Origin of the sequence: Candidatus Pelagibacter giovannonii, from assembly GCF_012276695.1 — a bacterium.
In the GTDB taxonomy this organism is placed as follows: domain Bacteria; phylum Pseudomonadota; class Alphaproteobacteria; order Pelagibacterales; family Pelagibacteraceae; genus Pelagibacter; species Pelagibacter giovannonii.
Map to the genome: position 1 here is coordinate 431883 of NZ_CP038852.1, position 19606 is coordinate 451488.

Sequence of the window (19606 nt, forward strand, 5' to 3'; positions counted from 1 at the left end):
TATTATTTTTTAAGTTTTAAAGCTAAACCAAGCTCTTTAAGCTGCTCTTCGTTAACTTTTGATGGAGCATTCATCATTAAATCTTGAGCATTTTGATTCATTGGGAACATTGTAACTTCTCTAATATTCTTTTCATTTGCTAATAACATTACAATTCTATCAATACCTGGTGCTATACCGCCATGAGGCGGAGCTCCATAACTTAAAGCATTGATCATTCCACTAAATTTTTCATCAACTATTTCTTTTTGATATCCAGCAATTGAGAATAACTTATACATCAATTCAGGTACGTGATTTCTAATTGCACCAGAAGATAGTTCTATCCCATTACAAACAATATCGTATTGGTAGGCTTTAATATCAAGTGGATTATCTAGATCAATATCTTTTATATCACCTTGAGGCATTGAAAATGGATTATGACTAAATTCAATTTTATTAGTTATTTCATTTTTTTCAAACATTGGATAATCAACAATCCAACAAAACGCAAAAGTATTATCATCAATTAAGTCTAAATCATTAGCAATTTTGTCTCTAGCTAGAGAAGTTATCTTTTCAACATCTTTTATTTTGCCACAAGCAAAAAATATACTATCCCCAACTTCAGCTCCTGTAATTTTCATTATTTCTTCTAAAGCTTCTTGTGAGAAAAATTTTCCTACTGGTCCTTTTGCTGAAAGATTTTCTTCTTTTTCAATTGTAAAATAAGCAAGACCTGATGCCCCCTGCTCTTTTGCCCATTTATCAATATTATCAAAAAAACTTCTAGGTTTATCTTTTGTATTTTTTGTAACTATACATCTTACTTTAGAGCCAGATTTTACAAGTTTTTTAAATATCTCGAATGTAACATCATCGCGGGTAAAAATCTTTGATAAATCAGAAATTATTAATGGGTTTCTTAAATCTGGTTTATCCGATCCATACTTAACCATAGATTCCTCATAAGGTATTCTTGGAAATTTTTCATACATTAATTTTTTTGAAGAAAAATTCTTAAAAACATTGACTATTAATTTTTCAACAACTTTAAAAACGTCTTCTTGCTCAACAAAAGACATTTCTAAATCGAGCTGATAAAATTCTCCTGGACTTCTATCTGCCCTTGCATCTTCATCTCTAAAGCATGGGGCTATTTGAAAATATTTATCAAAACCAGAAACCATTATAAGTTGTTTAAATTGTTGTGGTGCTTGTGGTAGTGCATAAAATTTTCCAGGATTTAATCTGCTTGGTACTAAAAAATCTCTTGCACCTTCTGGGCTGGATGATGTTAATATTGGTGTTTGAAACTCCAAGAAACCAAGCTTAGACATTTCACTTCTAATAAAAGAAATAACTTTTGACCTTAAAATAATATTATCATGAATTTTTTTTCTTCTTAAATCTAAGAACCTGTACTTCAGTCTAATTTCTTCAGCATATTCTTGGTCACTGAAAACTGGCATTGGTAACTCTTTGCAAGTACCAAGTACTTCAAATGAGTTTATATTAACTTCTATTTCACCAGTTTGTAGATCCGTGTTAATGGTTTCTTTTGTTCTCTCAACAACCTTACCATTTATCTTAATTACGCTTTCTAATTGAATTTTTTCTAATGATTTAAAATTTTCATTACTCTTATCTATGATACACTGAGTCATCCCGAAATTATCTCTTAAATCTATGAACAGTAAATTTCCATGATCTCTTTTTTTATTGATCCAACCTGACAAAATGACATCTTTACCACTGCTATCTATTGTTAGCTCACTACATGTATGTGTTCTGTATTTATTCACTTATTCCTCAAGAGCTTCATTAATAATTTTAAAATCGATTGATTTCTTTTTTTTTAAACTAATCTTGTCAATTTTATATATGAATTCAAATATTTTGCCATACGATCTCTCAATTCTTTTAATAATAAAGTCAATCAGCTTTTTATCTAAAGTAATTTGTCTATCTGATAAATTTTTTAATATCAGTGCAAACATTAGCTCATCATCTGGGTTTTGAATGTTTGCAAAAAGACAGTTTTTAGTTCTAGATCGAAGATCATCCAGTTGAAAGTTGATCTCAGATATTGGTTTGATTGATGTCACTATCAAAAACTTATTATCTTGATCTATTATATTGAAGAGTGAATAAATCAACTTCTCATTTATATTTAAATTTAAATCCTCTAAAACTATGTTTTGATAGGGTTTGATAGATTTAAGGTTTTCATCATTTAATGAATTAACATCAATCCTAATGCCACTAAACTTTTTCAAAAAAATATTTACTAAGTGGGTTTTTCCTGAAAATTTTTCACCATTGATATTTAAAAAGTTTTTTTCCCATTTTGGCCATTTGTTAATCATTTCAAAAGCATAAAAATTACTCTTACCAACATAAAAATCATCATCTTTAAAGTTTTGCTCATAATCAAAATCTAATAATAATTGATTTAAATTTTTCATTTTAATGTCCACATATTATTTTCTATTTCTAATTCAAGATTCTTTTCTCTCATGTCATTTAAAAATATATTAGGTGTGCCATTATAAGTAATTTTATACTGAATACTCTCACTATTAAAATTTAAGATATTAAAGTCAGATACTAAATCTAAACTATCAAGTGCTTGTTCCAGCTCTATAATTTTTTTTGTTTTTTTGGAATTAATAGATATTGTTATAGAAAGTTTTATTGAAGTATTAATTTCATTATTTTTTTTCCATTGATTTTCATAAAGTTGTTTTAAACTTTTAACAATATTGGAAAAGTCATCCACGTTTATAATATCTATTTTGGGATAGTTCTTATTTTGAATTTTCAAAGTATTGTTTAAATTAATTTTTGAAAGAGTTCTTACACTGTTAGTTTCTTTATATATTATCAAAATTATACTATCTTTAATATCATATTTGTTAATTAGATTTGAAAAATCATAAGTTTCAATATCTTTGAATGTTTTTTGTAATTCTACCAAGTCTTCAATGTCTTCACTTGGTAATAAATAATCCAACAAATCATAAGAGTTTTTTTGTTCATTCCATTTATCATAAAAAATATTATCATTAAAAAGATGAATATTGTTGTTTTTAGTTTCTATAAGAATAGGAAATAATAAGACCTTATTTCTTTGAGGTATTGATGGAAAAATATTTTTATTTTCTAAAAATTTAAGAATCTTTTTTTTATTAAAAGTTGTTTCTAAATTTGCAAAATACTCATTGTTTATAAATTTTTCATCACTAATAGTAAAAGAATCGATCATGCCCTTAAGTTCTTTATTTGAAACATTTTTTATCTTTTTTCTATCACCAGAGGTTGTAATCATTGAAATTAAGTCAGAAAAAGATGTTTGAAATCCTTTATCAATTACATTATTTTTTTCAAAGTTTAGTTCAAATGGTGAAGATATTTCAATGTTAGATACCTTAAATCCATTTGCATTTGAATAAGTTGTGGAAAAAAATACTATTAATAGAGAGAATAAAATAAAATAAATATATACATTCAGTAATTTATAAAATTTATTAATTATTTGCATATATTATACTAATGAAAAAAGAAAAATTTACCTATGAAAAAAGTGGTGTAAACATAAATGCTGCTGATAATTTTGTTAAATTTATATCGTCAATATCATCAAATAATAAAGGCAAAAAAAAGTTTAACAATATTGGTGGCTTTGGCTCAATAACAAATATCCCAAAACATCTTAAAAATCCTAAAATCGTAGCTTGTACAGATGGCGTTGGTACAAAAGTAGAGATAGCAAATTTACTTGATAAATATGACACAATTGGCATTGATTTAGTTGCTATGAGCGTAAACGATCTCATTGTTCAAGGAGCAAAACCGCTTTTATTTTTAGATTATATTTCTATTAATAAAATTGATTTAAATAAATTAAAATCAATCCTCAAAGGAATAGTAAAAGGCTGTAAAATTTCAAACTGTGATTTAGTTGGTGGTGAAACAGCAGAAATGCCAGGTACTTATGAAAAAGGTAAATTTGATATAGCAGGTTTTGCAGTAGGTTTAGTTGATGAAAAAAAATTATTAGAAAAGAAAAATATAAAAAAAAATGACTTGGTGTTAGCTATACCATCTAGTGGTATTCACTCAAATGGTTACTCTTTGGTCAGGCATGTTCTTAAAAACAAAAAGATTAATTTAAAAGATAATTCATTTTTAACAAAAGAATTACTAAGACCTACAAAAATTTATGTGCAAGAAGTTTTAAATTTAATTGATAAAAATCTTTTAAATGGGTGCGCAAATATTACTGGTGGCGGATTAGCAGATAATATTAAAAGAGTTATCCCTGATAGATTGGTTGCAGAGATAGATTTAAATAAAGTTAAAACAAAAAAAATTTTTAAATGGTTAAAGAAAAATAATATTGATGATAAAGAAATGTTAAAAACATTCAATTGTGGAGTTGGTTTTTGTTTAATAATTAACCCTAAAAACCTAAATAAAATTACTAAATTTTTTACAAAAGAATTTAAACCCTATGTTATTGGAAAAATAACTGTGGGAAAAAATAAAGTTAAACTTAGTGGTAAAATTGACTGGTCTTAAAAAGATTAAAACAGCAGTTTTTATATCCGGAACTGGAAGTAATTTAAAAAATCTAATAAAGTTTTCTAAGGAAAAAAATTCACCTATATCCATAAATTTAATTTTTTCAAATACCTCAAAAGCCAAAGGCTTAAGATTTTCAAATCAATTTAATATTAAAAAATATATATCAAGTTTTAAACATCCAAAAATAGCTGAAAAAAAAATATTAGATTTATTAAACAAAGAAAATATAAAATTTATTTGTCTTGCTGGTTTTATGAAGATTTTATCTAAAAAATTTATTAAAAATTTTAAAGGAAAAATAGTTAATATGCACCCCTCTTTACTGCCAAAGTATAAGGGGCTTGATACCCATACTAAAGCTATACAAAATAAAGATAAGGTAGCAGGTTGCACCGTTCATTTTGTAACAGCAAAACTTGATTCTGGAAAAATAATTCTACAAAAGAAAGTTAAAATTTTAAAGAAAGATACCTTTACTTCTTTGGCTAAAAAGGTTTTAAAACAAGAGCATAAGCTCTACCCTACAGCAATAAAAAAAATATTTAATTAATCTTTAAAGAAAAAATCAATCTCAATTTTAGCGTTTTCAACACTATCTGAACCATGTACAGAATTTTTATCAATTGAAATTCCATATTTTTTTCTTATAGTTCCCTCTGCAGCATCCTCTGGTTTCGTAGCACCCATTAATTCTCTGTTTCCTAAAACTGCATCTTCTTTCTCTAACACCATCACTACTATCGGTCCTGAAGACAAATAAGCACATAAATCATTATAAAAAGGTTTTGTTTCATGAACTTTATAAAATTGTTCTGCTTCAGCTTTTGCTATCTGGATTTTTTTATCTTTAATAATTTTGAAACCTTTATTTGTAAACATTTCTTTGATTTCATTATCTAAATTTCTTTCAACCGCATCAGGTTTAATAATTGATAGTGTTTGTTCTGTATTACTCATAATTGTCCTCTATTAGTTGGTTTAATAATCTTACTCCATAGCTAGTCGCGCCACCTGAATTTAAAGCACCACCATATTTTGAAAATGCCATACCAGCTATATCTAGGTGGGCCCAAGGCGTTTTATTTAAAATAAATCTTTGTAAAAACTGTGCTGCGGTTGTAGATCCTGCACCACCCACATAATTAATATTTTGCATATCTGCATTTTTTGAATCTATAAGTTTGTCAAAATTTTTATGCAGTGGCATTCTCCATAATTTTTCTTCAACTTTGTCTCCTGCTTCTAATAATTGTTTTGACAATTTATCATTATTTGAAAATAGACCTGCATATTCAGAACCCAATGAAACTATAATAGCGCCTGTTAAAGTTGCCAGATCAATCATAAATTTAGGTTTAAATTTTTTTTCAGTAAAGGTTAAAGCGTCAGCCAAAACCAATCTACCTTCAGCATCTGTATTTAATACTTCTATTGTCTTGCCACTGTAAGATTTTACTATGTCACCAGGTCTTTGAGCGTTTCCACTCACCATATTTTCAACAAGCCCCACAACCCCAACAGCATTTATCTTTGCTTTTCTTAATGCTAAATTTTTCATTAAACCCACGACAGTAGCTGAGCCAGCCATATCATAAGTCATATCTTCCATAAACTTTGCTGGCTTTAATGAATAACCACCAGTATCAAAACAAACTCCTTTACCAACAAAAGCTAATGGATTAGAATTATCTTTTGCTCCATTCCATTCCATTGTTACGAGATATGATCCTCGGATACTACCTTGTCCTACACCTAGTAAAGCGTTCATTCCAAGTTTTTTTAATTTTTTTTCATCATATATATTAATTTTTAATCCAAATTTTTTAAGTTTATTTATTCTTTTTGCATATTCATCTGGGTGTAAAATGTTTCCTGGTTCAGACACAAGATCTCTTGCAAAAAAACTTCCTTCTTCTAGGGCTTTAAATCTTAAATGATCTTGAGTAGATATTTTATTTTTATTTCCTATAACATTTATAGAAACAATATTTTTATTTTTTTTTGACTTGTAGATATTAAATTCATATGATTTTAATTTCAGTCCATGCAGAAAATAACCTATAAAATTTTTAATTTTACTATTGACTGTATCCGAATTTATAAAGTATTCTTTCTTCTTATCATAATTGATATAATTGTGAAATTTAGCACCCAAATTTTCTATATCTGATATTTTTACACCTTTCTTAATAGATACTAAAAATACTATCTTTTTTGAATTAACTTCAAAAAAAAGTAAGTCTTTTTTTAAATCACTGTTTTTTAACAAATCAGATATGTAAGAAAATTCTACATTTGATAGATGTTTTTTTAAACTATTAATATTGAAATTTTCATCAACAAATAGGACAAGGTTGGTTAAATCTTTTTTGGAACCTAGGTTTTTGTAATTAATTTGAATAGTCATAAATTTAAATACACTCTAAGCGAGCAGAATGATATATAAGAATTAATTTACCGTATTTCAATGAAAAAAATTGTTTATAAAAAAATATCTAAAGATTGTGTAAATTTTTTCTTATTAGCAGTATTCACTCTTGGTATAATTATTTGGGTATTGCAGGCAGTTAATTATCTGGATTTTGTTATAGAAGACGGTCATGGCTTTCTTGTATATTTTAAATATACATTACTGAGTTTTCCTAAAATTATCAGTAGAATTTTTCCTTTTGCTATATTTTTAGCTTTTTCTTATATATTGTTGAAATACGAAAATAAAAATGAGTTGGTTATATTTTGGAATTTTGGAATTAAAAAAATTAATTTTATAAATTTTTTTATTAAATTTTCTCTTTGGTTTGTACTTATCAGCTTACTATTAAATGCTATTATAACTCCATATGCACAAGATAAAGCAAGATCTTTTATACGATCCTCTAACTTAGATTTTTTTGAAAGTATACTTAAGCCTAAAAAATTTATAGATGTTATTGGAAGTTTGACAATTTATTTTGAAAAAAAAAATATAAATGGTGAACTAATAAATATATTCTTAAATGAAAAAATAGATATTAATAACTCACAAACTACTTTTGCTAAAACTGCAACAATAAAAACAGAAGATAATACAAAAACATTAATATTATATGATGGTAGATCTATTAATAATATAAATGGGAAAATTTCGGAATTTAAATTCTCAAAGACAGATTACAATATTTCAAAATTTGGCTCGAATACAATCATGCATCAAAAAATACAAGAAACACCGACAATAGATTTGATTAAATGCTCTCTATTTTTTAAAAAATCATCAATAAATTTTAAAGATATTGAAATCGGAAATATTAAAAACTGTAGATTAGAAAATTTAGAAAATGTTTACAAAGAACTTTATTCAAGATTAGTAAAGCCTCTATATGTAACTTTTCTAATTTCAATTTCACTTTTATTTATATTAAAATCAAAAAGTGACCATTCATTCAATATTAATAAATTTAAGATCTATTTATTTGCTTTTCTTTTTATTATTTTTTTAGAATCATCATCAAAATTGATAAGTACAAATTTATTGCAGAATTTATTTTTTTCAATTTTTCCATTAATCTTAACATTAATCATTTATCTCTACTTTTTATTTAAATTAAAGATCAATAAAATATGAAAACGTATATTAAGTTCTTGATTAATCTTTTTAACATATCTTTTATCAAAATCTTTACTATTTTTTTTGTTATTATTTTAATTACAAATATTTTAGAACAAGCTGAATTTTTTAGAGATATAAATTTAAGTTTTTTATATCTTGTCTTTTTGTCTTTCTTAAACACACCTTCAGTTTTATTTGAAATACTTCCTTTTATCTTTTTATTGAGCACGCAGATATTTTTTATTTATCTTATCAACAAAAATGAATTGGAGGTCTTTAAGTATACTGGTCTAAATAATCTTAAAATTATAAAAATTTTAGGATTGTACTCATTCATACTTGGTATTGTTTTAGTTGCTTTTTTTTATAATGGATCCTCTATTTTAAAGAACTCCTATCTATTAATTAAAAATAATTATTCTGACGATAATAAATATCTAGCTGTTATCACTGAAAATGGTCTTTGGATCAAAGATGAAATAAATGATGAAATAAATATAATTAATGCGCTTAAAGTTAACAATGAGTTTCTACTTAATGTTTCCATAACTAGGTTCAATAAAGATTTTAATATTGTTGAAATATTACAAAGTAAAAAAGTTGATATTACATCAAAAAATTGGATAATATTTAACCCCACAATTTTGAAAGGCAACTCACAAAGTTCTTTAGATAAAATAATATTAGAGTCAAATTTTGACTTACAAAAAATAAATAGCTTATTTTCAAACCTTTCTTCTTTAAGTATAATTGATTTAATTACTTTAAGGAAAAGCTATATATCTTTAAATTATTCTGTAACTGATATAAATTCTCACTTGTTGAAAATTGCTTCCTATCCAATTTATTTAACCCTAATTACAATTTTTTCTGCAATTATTATGTTTAACATTGGCTATCAAAAGAATACATTTTTTAAGATTGTATTAGGAATTTTTTTATCAGTAATTATTTACTATATAAATAATTTTTTAAGTGTCCTAGGGACAAATGAGAAGATTCCTTTAACTCTTTCAATTTTTTTACCATTGATTATATTAACAATAATAAATTTCGTCTCTATAATAAAATTAAATGAAAAATAAATTTGCAACCTGCTTTCTTGTAATCATATTTACTCTTTGCAACCTTAGTAAAGTTCTTGGAGAAGAGTTTATTTTTGAAGTTTCTGATTTAGAAATCGTCGATAATGGAAATACATATAAAGGCAATAATAGAGGTACAATTAGAACTGATAGTCAGCTCAAATTAATATCAGATAATTTTGAATATTTAAAAAAGATTAACAGACTAGAAGCAAATGGCAATGTTCAGCTTTTTGATTTAAATAATGATATAAGTATTAATGCTCAACAAATTTTTTATCTTAAGAATGAAGAAAAAATTTTTACGCTAGGTAAAACATTAATAAAGATTTCAAATAAATACGATATCGAAGGATTTGATTTGATTTTTTTTAAAAATAAAATGATTTTATCATCGAAAAAAAATGCAATTATTACTGACAGTGAATCAAATACTTATAAACTGGAACAGTTTCAATACTCTATAGACAAAGAAATTCTTAAAGGTGAAAATATAGTTGCTATAACAAATGATAAAAAAAATAAAAGTGATGAATTTTCGTTTAAGACTGGTTTTTTTGATTTAAAAAAAAATAAATTTTTGGGAAAAAATATCATTGCAAAGTTCCACAAAAATTTATTTGGTAATAACGAAAATGATCCGAGAATAAGTGCAGTTTCAGGTTATGGTAATAAATTTAATACATACTTTGAAAAGGGTGTTTTTACATCTTGTAAAAAAACAGATAAGTGTCCTCCATGGAAGATTACATCTAATAAAATTCACCATGATAAAATTAAAAAACAAATTACATATAAAAATGCTTGGCTTGAAGTCTATGATTTTCCAGTTGCTTACTTTCCTAAGTTTTTTCATCCAGACCCAACAGTAGAAAGACAATCTGGATTTTTAAAGCCAGAATTTGGAAGTTCAGATAATCTTGGTGGTTCAGTTTATATGCCTTATTTTATAGCAATATCTGATGACAAAGACTTAACAATAAAACCGAGGCTTTTTGGTGATAATAAATTTTTATTACAAAGTGAATATAGACTAAAAACTAAAAATTCATTAACAATATCAGATTTCAGTTTCGTTAATGGTCATGACTCTAGCACTCAAGACAAGGGGGATACAAGGTCTCATCTTTTCACTAATACGTTGGTAGATTTGTCATTAGACAACTTTAGAAAAAGCATGCTTCAAGTTCAATACCAGAAAGTATCAAATGATAACTATTTAAAAGTATTTGATTTACAGTCTCCTCTTCTACTAGATGACAATAGTGTTCTTGAAACTAAAATTGAATTAGATCTAGAACATGAAAACTATGATCTAACAACCTCATTTGAAATGTATGAAACCTTGGAAGGTTCCAATAGTGACAGATATCAATATGTTTTACCTAGTTATGATTTTTCAAAAAATTACATTTTTGAGAATATTAAAGGTAGTTTTAATTTCAACTCATATGGAGATAATACTTTAAATGATACAAATGTTGCTACATCTTCAATATCAAATGATTTAAATTACTCTGCTTTAAATAAGTTCTTTGATAATGGAATTAAGACAAATTTTGAAGTTGCTCTAAAAAATATCAATACTGTTGGTAAAAATAATCCTACATATAAAAATAGTCCACAATCAGAACTGATGAGCGCATATACATACAATGCTTCATTACCACTAATTAAAAAAAACCCCAAAACATTCAATACTTTAGAACCAAAACTATCTTTAAGGCTTAGCCCTCATGAAATGAAAAATAATAGCAACGAATCTAGAAGAATTGATGTTAGTAATATTTTTTCCTCTAATCGATTAAGTTTAGGTAACTCATTTGAGGCAGGTGAGTCTATTACATTAGGTTTAAACTTTAAAAAAGAAAAAGTTAATACTAGTAATAAAATAAATGAGATTGAAGAATATATTGACTTTAAACTTGCTTCAGTTTTCAGATTAGATGAAGAAAAAAATATCCCTACAAATAGTACTTTAAATAAAAAAAACTCCAATATATTTGGGCAATTTAATTTTAAACCTGTTAAGAATATTTCGTTAGGCTATAATTTTTCCTTAACAGAAGATTTGAATACTTTTGAATACAGTTCTTTAATAACCCAAATGGAGTTTGGAAATTTTGTTACTCAATTTGATTATTTAGAGGAAAGAGGTGTTGTTGGCAGTACCAATATAATTAAAAATACTACAAAGTATAACTTTGATGATCAAAATTCTATATTATTTAACACAAGAAGAAATCGAAAACTTGATTTAACAGAATACTATGATTTGATATATGAATATAAAAATGATTGTTTAGTTGCTGGTATAAAATACAGAAAAAACTATTATAATGATGCTGATATTAAACCAGTTGAAGAATTATTTTTTTCTATAACTATAGTTCCACTTGGAACTTTTTCACCAGATAAAATGGCTTTGAAATAGACTGTATGAAAAAAAAAAATTTAATATTTTTATTTTTTTTAGTCTTTATTCAAGTTCAGGCGATTGAAACAAAAATAATTCATAGCATTCAAAATGAAATTATAACTAACATTGATATCAAAAATGAATTTAAATACCTCTTAGCTCTTAATAGTTCTTTGAAGGAATTAGATGAAGAAAAAATATTGAGCATTTCTAATGAATCTGCAATAAGAGAAAAAATTAAAAAAATAGAAATATTAAAAAATTTTAAAGAACTAAAATTAAATGAAGACTATTCTGAACATCTTTTAAAAAACATTTACTCAAGGTTGAACTTAAAATCAATAAATGAATTTGAAAAATATTTAAAAAATTATGACTTAAAAATAAGTGATATTAAAACAAAAATTATTATTGACGCATTATGGAATGAACTAATTATAAAAAAATATGGCTCTAAAGTTACTATTAATGAAACTGCAATTAAAAAAGAGATTTTAAAAAATAGTAAAATTCAAACAAAAGAATACCAATTGTCTGAGATCATTTTTGAAGTTGCAACTAAAGATGAAATCAAAAAAAAATATAAAGAAATAGTTAAAAGTATAAATGAAATAGGTTTTGAAAATAGTGCTGTAATGTACAGCTTTTCTGAGTCAGCTAAAATTGGTGGTGATATTGGTTGGATCAATGAAAATTCACTTAATGAAAATATTAGAAAAAATATAAACATCTTACAAGTTGGAGAATTTACAAAACCTATAATTTTATCAAACGGTATATTGATAATAAAATTAATAAATACAAAAAACTCAGAAACTACTATTGATACAGAAAATGAATTAAAAAAAGCAATTAATTATGAACGCAACCGACAGTTAAATCAATATTCAAAAATTTATTATAATAAGATTAAAAAAAATTTAGATTTTAATGGGTAAAGAACCGATAATAATTGTGGGTGGTGAACCCAATAGTGTTTTTTTAGAAATTTTTTTTAAAAGTTTAAAAACTAATACTTATAAATCACCAATAATAATTATTATTTCTAAAAAATTACTTCAAGCACAAATGAAAAAGTTAAATTTTAATTTTAAAATAAATGATATTGATAAAAGATTAAAAAATTTCTCTAAATTAAATAATAACAAGATTAATTTAATTAATGTAGATTATAACTTTAAAAAATGTTTTGAAAAAATTACCAGTAAATCAAATCAATATATAGATGAAACTTTTAAAACTGCTCTAGATTTTATAAAACAAAATAATTTATCAAAATTCATTAACGGTCCTGTTTCAAAAAAGTCTTTTTTAAATGGAAAAACTTTAGGTATTACAGAATATCTAGCAGATAAAACAAAAAAAAATAAAGTTGCAATGTTAATATTTAATAAAGATTTATCTGTTAGTCCACTAACAACACATCTGCCTTTAAAAGATGTTTATAAGAAAATAACAAAACAAAAAATATATTCTCAAGTTAATCTCATTAATAATTTCTATAAAATAAAATTTAATAAATTTCCAAGGATAGCAATAACTGGATTAAACCCTCATTGTGAAAGTAATTTTAAGAATTCTGAAGAAGATAAAATAATAATTCCTGCTATTAAAAAATTAAGATTAAAAAATACTAAAATAAATGGTCCATTTCCTGCTGATACTATTTTTACAACATCATTATTAAGAAAATATGATGTAATTATTGGTATGTATCATGATCAAGTGCTTTCTCCTATGAAGGCTCTATTTAATTTTGATGCAATTAATATTACTTTGGGCTTGCCATTTACTCGGATTTCTCCTGATCATGGTCCAAATTATTCTATGTTAGGTAAAAATTTGTCTGATCCAAAAAGCTTAATTCAGGCCTTAAAATTTTTGGATAAATAAGTGTATATAAAAGCAAAAAAAAGTTTAGGCCAAAACTTTTTGATAGATCGAGAGGTGCTTGAAAAAATTGTATCAATAACAAATATAACTGGCAAAGAAGTCTTGGAAATTGGACCTGGTAGCGGTAATTTAACTACATATATTATGAAACAAAAACCAAGTAAACTCTACGTTGTAGAGAAGGATGATGATTTAGCTATAGTGCTAAAAGAAAAATTTGATAATGAAATAGAAATTATCAATGATGATATTTTAAAAGTTTCTGAAGATAAAATTTCAAATCAAAAATTATCTGTCTTTGGTAATTTGCCATACAACATATCTACTGAAATCTTATCCAAGTGGATTCTGAATATTGGCTCAAATTTTTGGTTCGAAAACCTAATATTAATGTTTCAAAAAGAAGTTGCTGATAGAATTATATCAAAATTTAATAGCTCCAAATATGGTAGATTGTCAATTTTATCTAGCTGGAAATTGAACGTAGAAAAAATAATAGATATCAAGCCTCAAAGTTTTTCACCAAGACCTAAAATAGATAGTTCTTTGCTTTTGTTCACTCCAAAAAAAAAATTTTTTAAATTAAAGGATCCTAAAAACCTTGAAAAAATTACTAGGATATTCTTCAGTCAAAGAAGAAAAATGTTAAAAAAACCTTTCAATCAAGTTTTCGCTAATGGAAGAGATGTTGCAGAAAAATTTGGTATTGATCTTAATCTTAGGCCACAAAATCTTGAACCTGAAACATATTTCAAACTTATAAAAGAATATGAAGATTTAAGAGGTTAGCTTTTCAACATGTTTTCTAATGAAATCTTTATCATAGTCTTTTGAACCATTATTAATTTCAGCATCAATTAAATTGCTAATTTTCGAATAACATTCTTCTAGATTATCATTAATAATTACGTAGTCATAGTTAATCCAATGCAAAACATCCCTACTAAATTCTTTCATACGTTCTTCTACTATTAGTTTATCTTTCATATCTCTATTTGATAGTCTTTCAAATAGTATTTCTTTGCTTGGAGGTAAAATAAAAAAAGTAATTAATTTATAATTTAATTTTTTATTTCTGATCTGATCGGCTCCTTGCCAATCAATATCAAATATTACATTTTCACTTTTTTCTAATTTTTCAATTACTGGTGTTCTAGTTGTTCCATAGAGGTGATTAAATACTTTTGCATATTCTAAAAATTCTTCGTTTTTTATTAAATTTTCAAATTTATCATAATTAACAAAGTAGTAGTCTTTGTCTGTAATTTCTTTAAGTCTAGGCTTTCTTGTAGTGTGAGAAACTGAAATATAAAAATTTTTATTTTTAGATAGAAGTTTTACTAAAGTTGTTTTACCTGCCCCAGATGGGGATGATAAAATTACCATTATCCCATCTTTTTTTATGGACATTTAATTTCTAATTTGCTTTGCCTGCTATAAAGTTAACAGCGTCACCTACAGTAAGAATTTTTTCAGCTTCACTATCTGAAATTTCTGAACCAAATTCCTCTTCAAAAGCCATTACTAACTCAACTGTATCTAAACTATCTGCTCCAAGGTCATCTATGAAGCTTGAATCGTCTAATACTTTAGCTTCATCAATACCTAAGTGATCTGCTACAATTTTTTTAACTTTGCTTGAAATATCTTCTGACATAATGTTCCTTTTTGTTATATTTCGTTATTAGTTCAAAAAGTAGTTTTGTCAACCCAAATACATGCCTCCATTAACATGTAATGTTTCTCCATTAATATAGTCTGACTGATCTGAGCTTAAGAAATTAACTGCATTAGCAATATCTTCAGGTTTACCTAGTCTATTAGATGGAATTTTAGCAATTATTGTTTCTTTAAATTTTTCATCTATTTGGTCTGTCATAGCAGTACTTATAAAGCCTGGGGATATGCAATTAACATTAATGTTTTTTTTTGCATATTCAATTGCTAAGCTTTTTGACATTGCAACTATACCTGCTTTAGATGCAGTATAGTTTGCTTGTCCAACATTACCAGTATGCCCAACAACAGAGGTTATATTGATAATTTTTCCAGATTTATTTTTAAGCATTTTTTTAATCGAATATTTACACATTAGAAATGTAGATGTTAAATTAATATTTATCACTTTTGACCACTCTTCTAAGCTCATTCTAATAGTTAAATTATCTTTTGTAATACCTGCATTATTGACAATGCAATCTAAAGATCCACCTAGTTCTTTGGTGGCATTTTCTATAAATTCTTCGATTTTATCATGTTGAGAAATATCAAATTTAAGAATTTTTATATTATTAAATTTTTCTTTTAACTCTTCTAATTTCTCAATTCTTGTCCCTGTAGCTAAAATATTTGCACCATTTTGGTTTAGCTTCTCAACTATTGAATTACCAATTCCACCTGAAGCACCTGTGACTATAATATTTTTATCTTTTAAACTACTCATTGATATTAATTAACTTTATATCCTCTTCTGTATTTATTGCACTAACTTTAACATTTTTGTCAATTCTCTTTATTAATCCAGATAAAACTTTGCCTGGTCCTATTTCAATAAACTCTGTAACACCCTTCTCAATCATTAATAAAACACTCTCACGCCAACGAACACTACTTTCAATTTGCTTAACTAGTAATTCTTTTAGTTCATTTGAATTAGATATTTCTTTTCCTGTTACATTTGAGATTAGGATATTTTTAGGTTCATTAAAATTTAATTTTGCTATTTCTTCTTTCATCACAAGTGTTGCATTATTCATCAATTTACAATGAAACGGTGCACTAACCGGTAATTTAATATTTTTAATATTTGAAGCCTTCAAATCAACCATAATTTTCTCCAGGTCTTCAATTTTTCCACTTAAAACAATCTGACCTACAGAATTGTCATTTGCAATGAAGCATTCGTATTTATCTTTATTCTCATCAATAATTTTTTTTATTATTTCAATTTCAGAGCCCAAAACGGCAACCATTCCACCCACTCCTTTTGGAACAGAGTTTTGCATCGCATTACCTCTAATTTTTAATATTTTTAAAGTATCTGAAAACGATAATGACCCAGCTGCAGTTAATGCCGAATATTCTCCCAAAGAATGTCCTGCATAAAATTTTGCTTTGTCTAAATCAATTTTAAACTCTTCTTTGATTAACTTAAATATTGAATAACTGAGTAAAAATATTGCTGGCTGTGTATTTTCAGTTAAGTCTAATTCTTCCTTAGGACCATTTAAGATAAGGTTTGATAGTGAGAAACCAAGAGTATCATCTGCTTCCTTGAATAGATCTTGAACTAAGCTATATTTAGCATGTAAGTCTTTACCCATTCCTACTAATTGTGAGCCTTGACCTGGAAAAATAACAGAAAACATTTAAATATCTAAAGTTTATTATGGTTTTAAGTGTTGTAATTCAATAATTATAATAGTATATCCTCACTTTTTATTAAAGAACAATTATGAATTTATACGAACACACAATAGTTGCTAGACAAGATACTAGCCCAGCTCAAGTTAAACAATTAACTGAAAAATATTCTAAAATAGTTGAAAAAAATGAAGGAGAAATAGTACAAACTGAAGATTGGGGTTTGTTAAATTTAGCTTACATTATTAAAAAGAATAAAAAAGGCATCTATATGCACTTTAAGATTAAAGGTCCTGGAAAAATTATTGATGAATTAGAAAAAAATGAAGCAATTGATAAAAATCTTCTAAGATACATGACAGTTAAGGTTAAGAAATTTAATTTAGAAGCTAAATATTTTTCAAAAAAAGATGAGTATGAAAAAAAAGAATATAAAAAAGAATATAATAGAGACTAATTATGCCATCAAAAAAAAGAGCAGGAAATAAAAAAAAAGGTAGTCAAAGTAACTTTGCAAAACTAAGTATTTTTCAACCTAATAAATATAAATTTAAAAAAACTTGCCCTTTATCTGCTAAAGGTGCTCCAGAAGTTGATTATAAAAACATCAGATTGTTAAAAAAATATATGTCTGAAAATGGTAAAATTTTACCATCAAGAATTACAAATGTTTCACAAAAAAAACAAAGAGAGCTTTCTCTGTCTATTAAGAGAGCTAGGAATTTGGCGTTAATTTAAATGAAAGTTATACTTTTAGAAAACTTAAGAAGAATTGGATCTATTGGAGAGATCATAGATGTTAAAAGAGGATTTGCTAGAAACTTCTTAATATCAAATAAAAAAGCTCTTTATGCTTCAAAAGAAAATATTGCAGAAGTTGAAAAGATTAAATCTGAGCTAAGTAAAAAAGATTCTGAAAAGAAAAAAGAAGCTCAAAAAATTTCTGAACAAATTAACAATAAAGAGTATCAAATTAAGAAATTAAGTACTGAAAATAAAGAGCTTTATGGATCAGTTAAACCAACTGAAATTTCAAAACTGATATTAGAAAATGACAATCTAGATATTAAGCCTTCAATGATACAACCAATAACTGAAATCAAATCAATTGGTAAATTTAAGGTTAAGATTATTCTACACTCTGAAGTAGATTCTGAGATTACTATTAATGTAGTTACAGCTGATACTATTCAATAATTATACAATTTTTTCCCCAGCATATATTTGTTATTTTTTTAAATCTTAATTGAGATAAGATTTCTTCATGGAAAAGAATCTCAGCCTAGTTAAAGATACTTTTAAAGAACTTCCAAATAATATTGATGCTGAACAGGCTGTAATTGGATCAATATTAGTTCAAAATGAAACGTTTGATGAAATAAATACTATCGTTTCAAGTGTTAATTTTTATGACCCGATGCATCAAAGTATTTTTTCAGCAATTGAAAGCCTAATTTACAAAGGGATGCTTGCAAACCCCATAACTTTAAAAAATTATTTTGAAAATGAAAAGGACGAATTAAATGTTCCTGAATATTTAGTAAAAGTTACAAAATTTTCTACTCCTCCAAGACAAGCAATAGAATATTCAAGAATTATTTATGATATGTTTGTAAGACGTGAACTAATTAAGATATCTGAAAATACTATTGATGCTGCAAAACTAAATACACTTGATGTTAATGGCCAAAATATAATTGAAAATTCAGAAAGATTATTATTTGATCTTGCTGAAAAAGGCTCTTTCAATTCATCACTTATTAAATTTGATGAAGCGATGAAACAAACTATTGAAATGGCTTCAGCTGCTTATCAAAATGATGAAGGGATCGTTGGTGTTCCTACTGGTCTAAGAGACTTAGATGATAGACTGGGTGGGCTTCATAATTCAGATTTAATTATTATCGCGGGTAGACCTTCAATGGGTAAAACTGCTTTAGCAACAAATATAGCTTTTAATGCTGCTCAAAAACTACAAGAAAGTGGAAAAAAATCTGCAGTTGCTTTCTTCTCACTGGAGATGTCTTCTGAGCAATTATCAACTAGAATTTTAGCAGAACAATCTAGAATTAAATCAAACGATATAAGACGTGGAAGAATTTCTGATGAGCAATTTGATAAATTTATTGAGACTTCAAAGAATATTTCTGAACTTCCTTTATATATAGATGAAACACCAGCTATCAGTATCGCTGCTATGAGCAACAGAGCAAGACGTATTAAAAGATTATTTGGTTTAGATTTGATTGTTGTAGATTACATTCAATTGATGAGAGGATCTGGAAATAATAGAGATGGTAGAGTTCAAGAAATTTCCGAAATTACTCAAGGCCTTAAGGCAATGGCAAAAGAACTTAAACTTCCAGTGATAGCTCTATCACAGCTATCAAGAGCGGTAGAACAAAGAGATGATCATAAACCTCAGTTATCAGATTTAAGAGAATCTGGATCAATTGAACAAGATGCTGACGTTGTAATGTTTGTATATAGAGAGGCCTATTACTTAGAGAGAAAAGAACCTAGACCCGCAACTGTTGAGCATGCTGAATGGCAAGCAAAAATGAATGAGGTGTCAAATCTAGCAGAGCTTATTATTGGAAAACAAAGACACGGCCCAACGGGTAATGTTATGGTAGAATTTGAGGCAATGTTTACCAAATTTAAAGATACTCAAATTAACTAATA

General features: G+C 26.1%; 21 protein-coding genes. 12 read left to right on the forward strand and 9 right to left on the reverse strand.

Translation table 11 applies throughout. The annotated features are described in order from the left end of the window. Positions 1-2: 2 nt before the first annotated feature. Genes aspS through E5R92_RS02490 form a run of 3 tightly spaced genes read right to left on the reverse strand, consistent with a single transcriptional unit; the run spans position 3 to position 3526 of the window. Complete coding sequence (gene aspS, locus E5R92_RS02480; RefSeq protein WP_168606531.1) at positions 3-1787, reverse strand: aspartate--tRNA ligase; 1785 nt, start codon at positions 1785-1787, stop codon at positions 3-5. After that, positions 1788-2450 (reverse strand): P-loop NTPase family protein, encoded by a 663-nt coding sequence (locus tag E5R92_RS02485; RefSeq protein ID WP_229704558.1) that lies wholly within the window; start codon positions 2448-2450, stop codon positions 1788-1790. Continuing rightward, the gene (locus E5R92_RS02490; protein ID WP_168606533.1) at positions 2447-3526 is read right to left on the reverse strand and encodes a hypothetical protein; all 1080 of its coding nucleotides are present in this window, start codon (positions 3524-3526) and stop codon (positions 2447-2449) included. The genes E5R92_RS02485 and E5R92_RS02490 overlap by 4 nt, the downstream gene beginning before the upstream one ends. A gap of 11 nt (positions 3527-3537) precedes the next feature. Between E5R92_RS02490 and purM the strand changes: the two genes are divergently transcribed. After that, entirely contained in the window at positions 3538-4566 is a 1029-nt protein-coding gene (purM, locus tag E5R92_RS02495; RefSeq protein WP_168606534.1) for a phosphoribosylformylglycinamidine cyclo-ligase, read from the forward strand. Then, entirely contained in the window at positions 4544-5122 is a 579-nt protein-coding gene (gene purN / locus E5R92_RS02500; RefSeq protein WP_168606535.1) for a phosphoribosylglycinamide formyltransferase, read from the forward strand. Before purM ends, purN begins: the two co-directional genes overlap by 23 nt. On the opposite strand, the gene ndk is transcribed toward purN, so the two are convergent. Both ndk and E5R92_RS02510 read right to left on the reverse strand, forming a co-directional pair. Then, positions 5119-5529, reverse strand: a complete 411-nt coding sequence (ndk, locus tag E5R92_RS02505; protein WP_168606536.1) for a nucleoside-diphosphate kinase — start codon at positions 5527-5529, stop codon at positions 5119-5121. The two genes, purN and ndk, sit on opposite strands and share 4 nt — an antisense overlap. Further along, entirely contained in the window at positions 5522-6979 is a 1458-nt protein-coding gene (locus E5R92_RS02510; RefSeq protein ID WP_168606537.1) for a leucyl aminopeptidase, read from the reverse strand. The genes ndk and E5R92_RS02510 overlap by 8 nt, the downstream gene beginning before the upstream one ends. Positions 6980-7039: 60 nt before the next feature. Between E5R92_RS02510 and E5R92_RS02515 the strand changes: the two genes are divergently transcribed. From E5R92_RS02515 to rsmA, 6 genes are read left to right on the forward strand one after another with little or no spacing between them, the layout of a single operon-like run. Beyond that, positions 7040-8176 (forward strand): LptF/LptG family permease, encoded by a 1137-nt coding sequence (locus E5R92_RS02515; protein ID WP_168606538.1) that lies wholly within the window; start codon positions 7040-7042, stop codon positions 8174-8176. Then, a complete protein-coding gene (locus E5R92_RS02520; RefSeq protein WP_168606539.1) occupies positions 8173-9246 on the forward strand; it encodes an LptF/LptG family permease in 1074 nt (357 codons plus the stop codon). The genes E5R92_RS02515 and E5R92_RS02520 overlap by 4 nt, the downstream gene beginning before the upstream one ends. Beyond that, entirely contained in the window at positions 9236-11680 is a 2445-nt protein-coding gene (locus tag E5R92_RS02525; RefSeq protein WP_168606540.1) for an LPS-assembly protein LptD, read from the forward strand. The genes E5R92_RS02520 and E5R92_RS02525 overlap by 11 nt, the downstream gene beginning before the upstream one ends. A gap of 5 nt (positions 11681-11685) precedes the next feature. Beyond that, entirely contained in the window at positions 11686-12603 is a 918-nt protein-coding gene (locus tag E5R92_RS02530) for a peptidylprolyl isomerase (RefSeq protein WP_168606541.1), read from the forward strand. Beyond that, positions 12596-13558 carry a 4-hydroxythreonine-4-phosphate dehydrogenase PdxA gene (locus E5R92_RS02535; RefSeq protein ID WP_168606542.1) on the forward strand — a complete coding sequence of 321 codons (963 nt, stop codon included), beginning with the start codon at positions 12596-12598 and terminating at the stop codon, positions 13556-13558. The genes E5R92_RS02530 and E5R92_RS02535 overlap by 8 nt, the downstream gene beginning before the upstream one ends. Beyond that, entirely contained in the window at positions 13559-14347 is a 789-nt protein-coding gene (gene rsmA / locus E5R92_RS02540; RefSeq protein ID WP_168606543.1) for a 16S rRNA (adenine(1518)-N(6)/adenine(1519)-N(6))-dimethyltransferase RsmA, read from the forward strand. Here the strand turns inward: rsmA and gmk are convergent. The 4 genes from gmk to fabD are packed head-to-tail and all read right to left on the reverse strand — an operon-like array spanning position 14336 to position 16926. Beyond that, on the reverse strand, positions 14336-14968 hold the full coding sequence (gene gmk / locus E5R92_RS02545) for a guanylate kinase (RefSeq protein ID WP_168606544.1): 633 nt from the start codon (positions 14966-14968) through the stop codon (positions 14336-14338). The genes rsmA and gmk overlap by 12 nt on opposite strands. Before the next feature lie 7 nt (positions 14969-14975). Further along, a complete protein-coding gene (locus E5R92_RS02550; protein WP_006997205.1) occupies positions 14976-15215 on the reverse strand; it encodes an acyl carrier protein in 240 nt (79 codons plus the stop codon). Positions 15216-15263: 48 nt separating this feature from the next. After that, a complete protein-coding gene (gene fabG / locus E5R92_RS02555) occupies positions 15264-16001 on the reverse strand; it encodes a 3-oxoacyl-[acyl-carrier-protein] reductase (protein WP_011281882.1) in 738 nt (245 codons plus the stop codon). Continuing rightward, a complete protein-coding gene (gene fabD / locus E5R92_RS02560) occupies positions 15994-16926 on the reverse strand; it encodes an ACP S-malonyltransferase (protein ID WP_168606545.1) in 933 nt (310 codons plus the stop codon). Before fabD ends, fabG begins: the two co-directional genes overlap by 8 nt. 86 nt (positions 16927-17012) lie before the next feature. Between fabD and rpsF the strand changes: the two genes are divergently transcribed. The 4 genes from rpsF (at position 17013) to E5R92_RS02580 (ending at position 19604) form a co-directional block, all read left to right on the forward strand. Continuing rightward, on the forward strand, positions 17013-17378 hold the full coding sequence (rpsF, locus tag E5R92_RS02565; RefSeq protein ID WP_006997208.1) for a 30S ribosomal protein S6: 366 nt from the start codon (positions 17013-17015) through the stop codon (positions 17376-17378). Between the two features lie 2 nt (positions 17379-17380). Next, positions 17381-17659 (forward strand): 30S ribosomal protein S18, encoded by a 279-nt coding sequence (gene rpsR, locus E5R92_RS02570; protein WP_006997209.1) that lies wholly within the window; start codon positions 17381-17383, stop codon positions 17657-17659. Then, a complete protein-coding gene (rplI, locus tag E5R92_RS02575; protein ID WP_168606546.1) occupies positions 17660-18118 on the forward strand; it encodes a 50S ribosomal protein L9 in 459 nt (152 codons plus the stop codon). 67 nt (positions 18119-18185) lie between these two features. Continuing rightward, complete coding sequence (locus tag E5R92_RS02580) at positions 18186-19604, forward strand: replicative DNA helicase (protein ID WP_168606547.1); 1419 nt, start codon at positions 18186-18188, stop codon at positions 19602-19604. Positions 19605-19606: the final 2 nt, after the last annotated feature.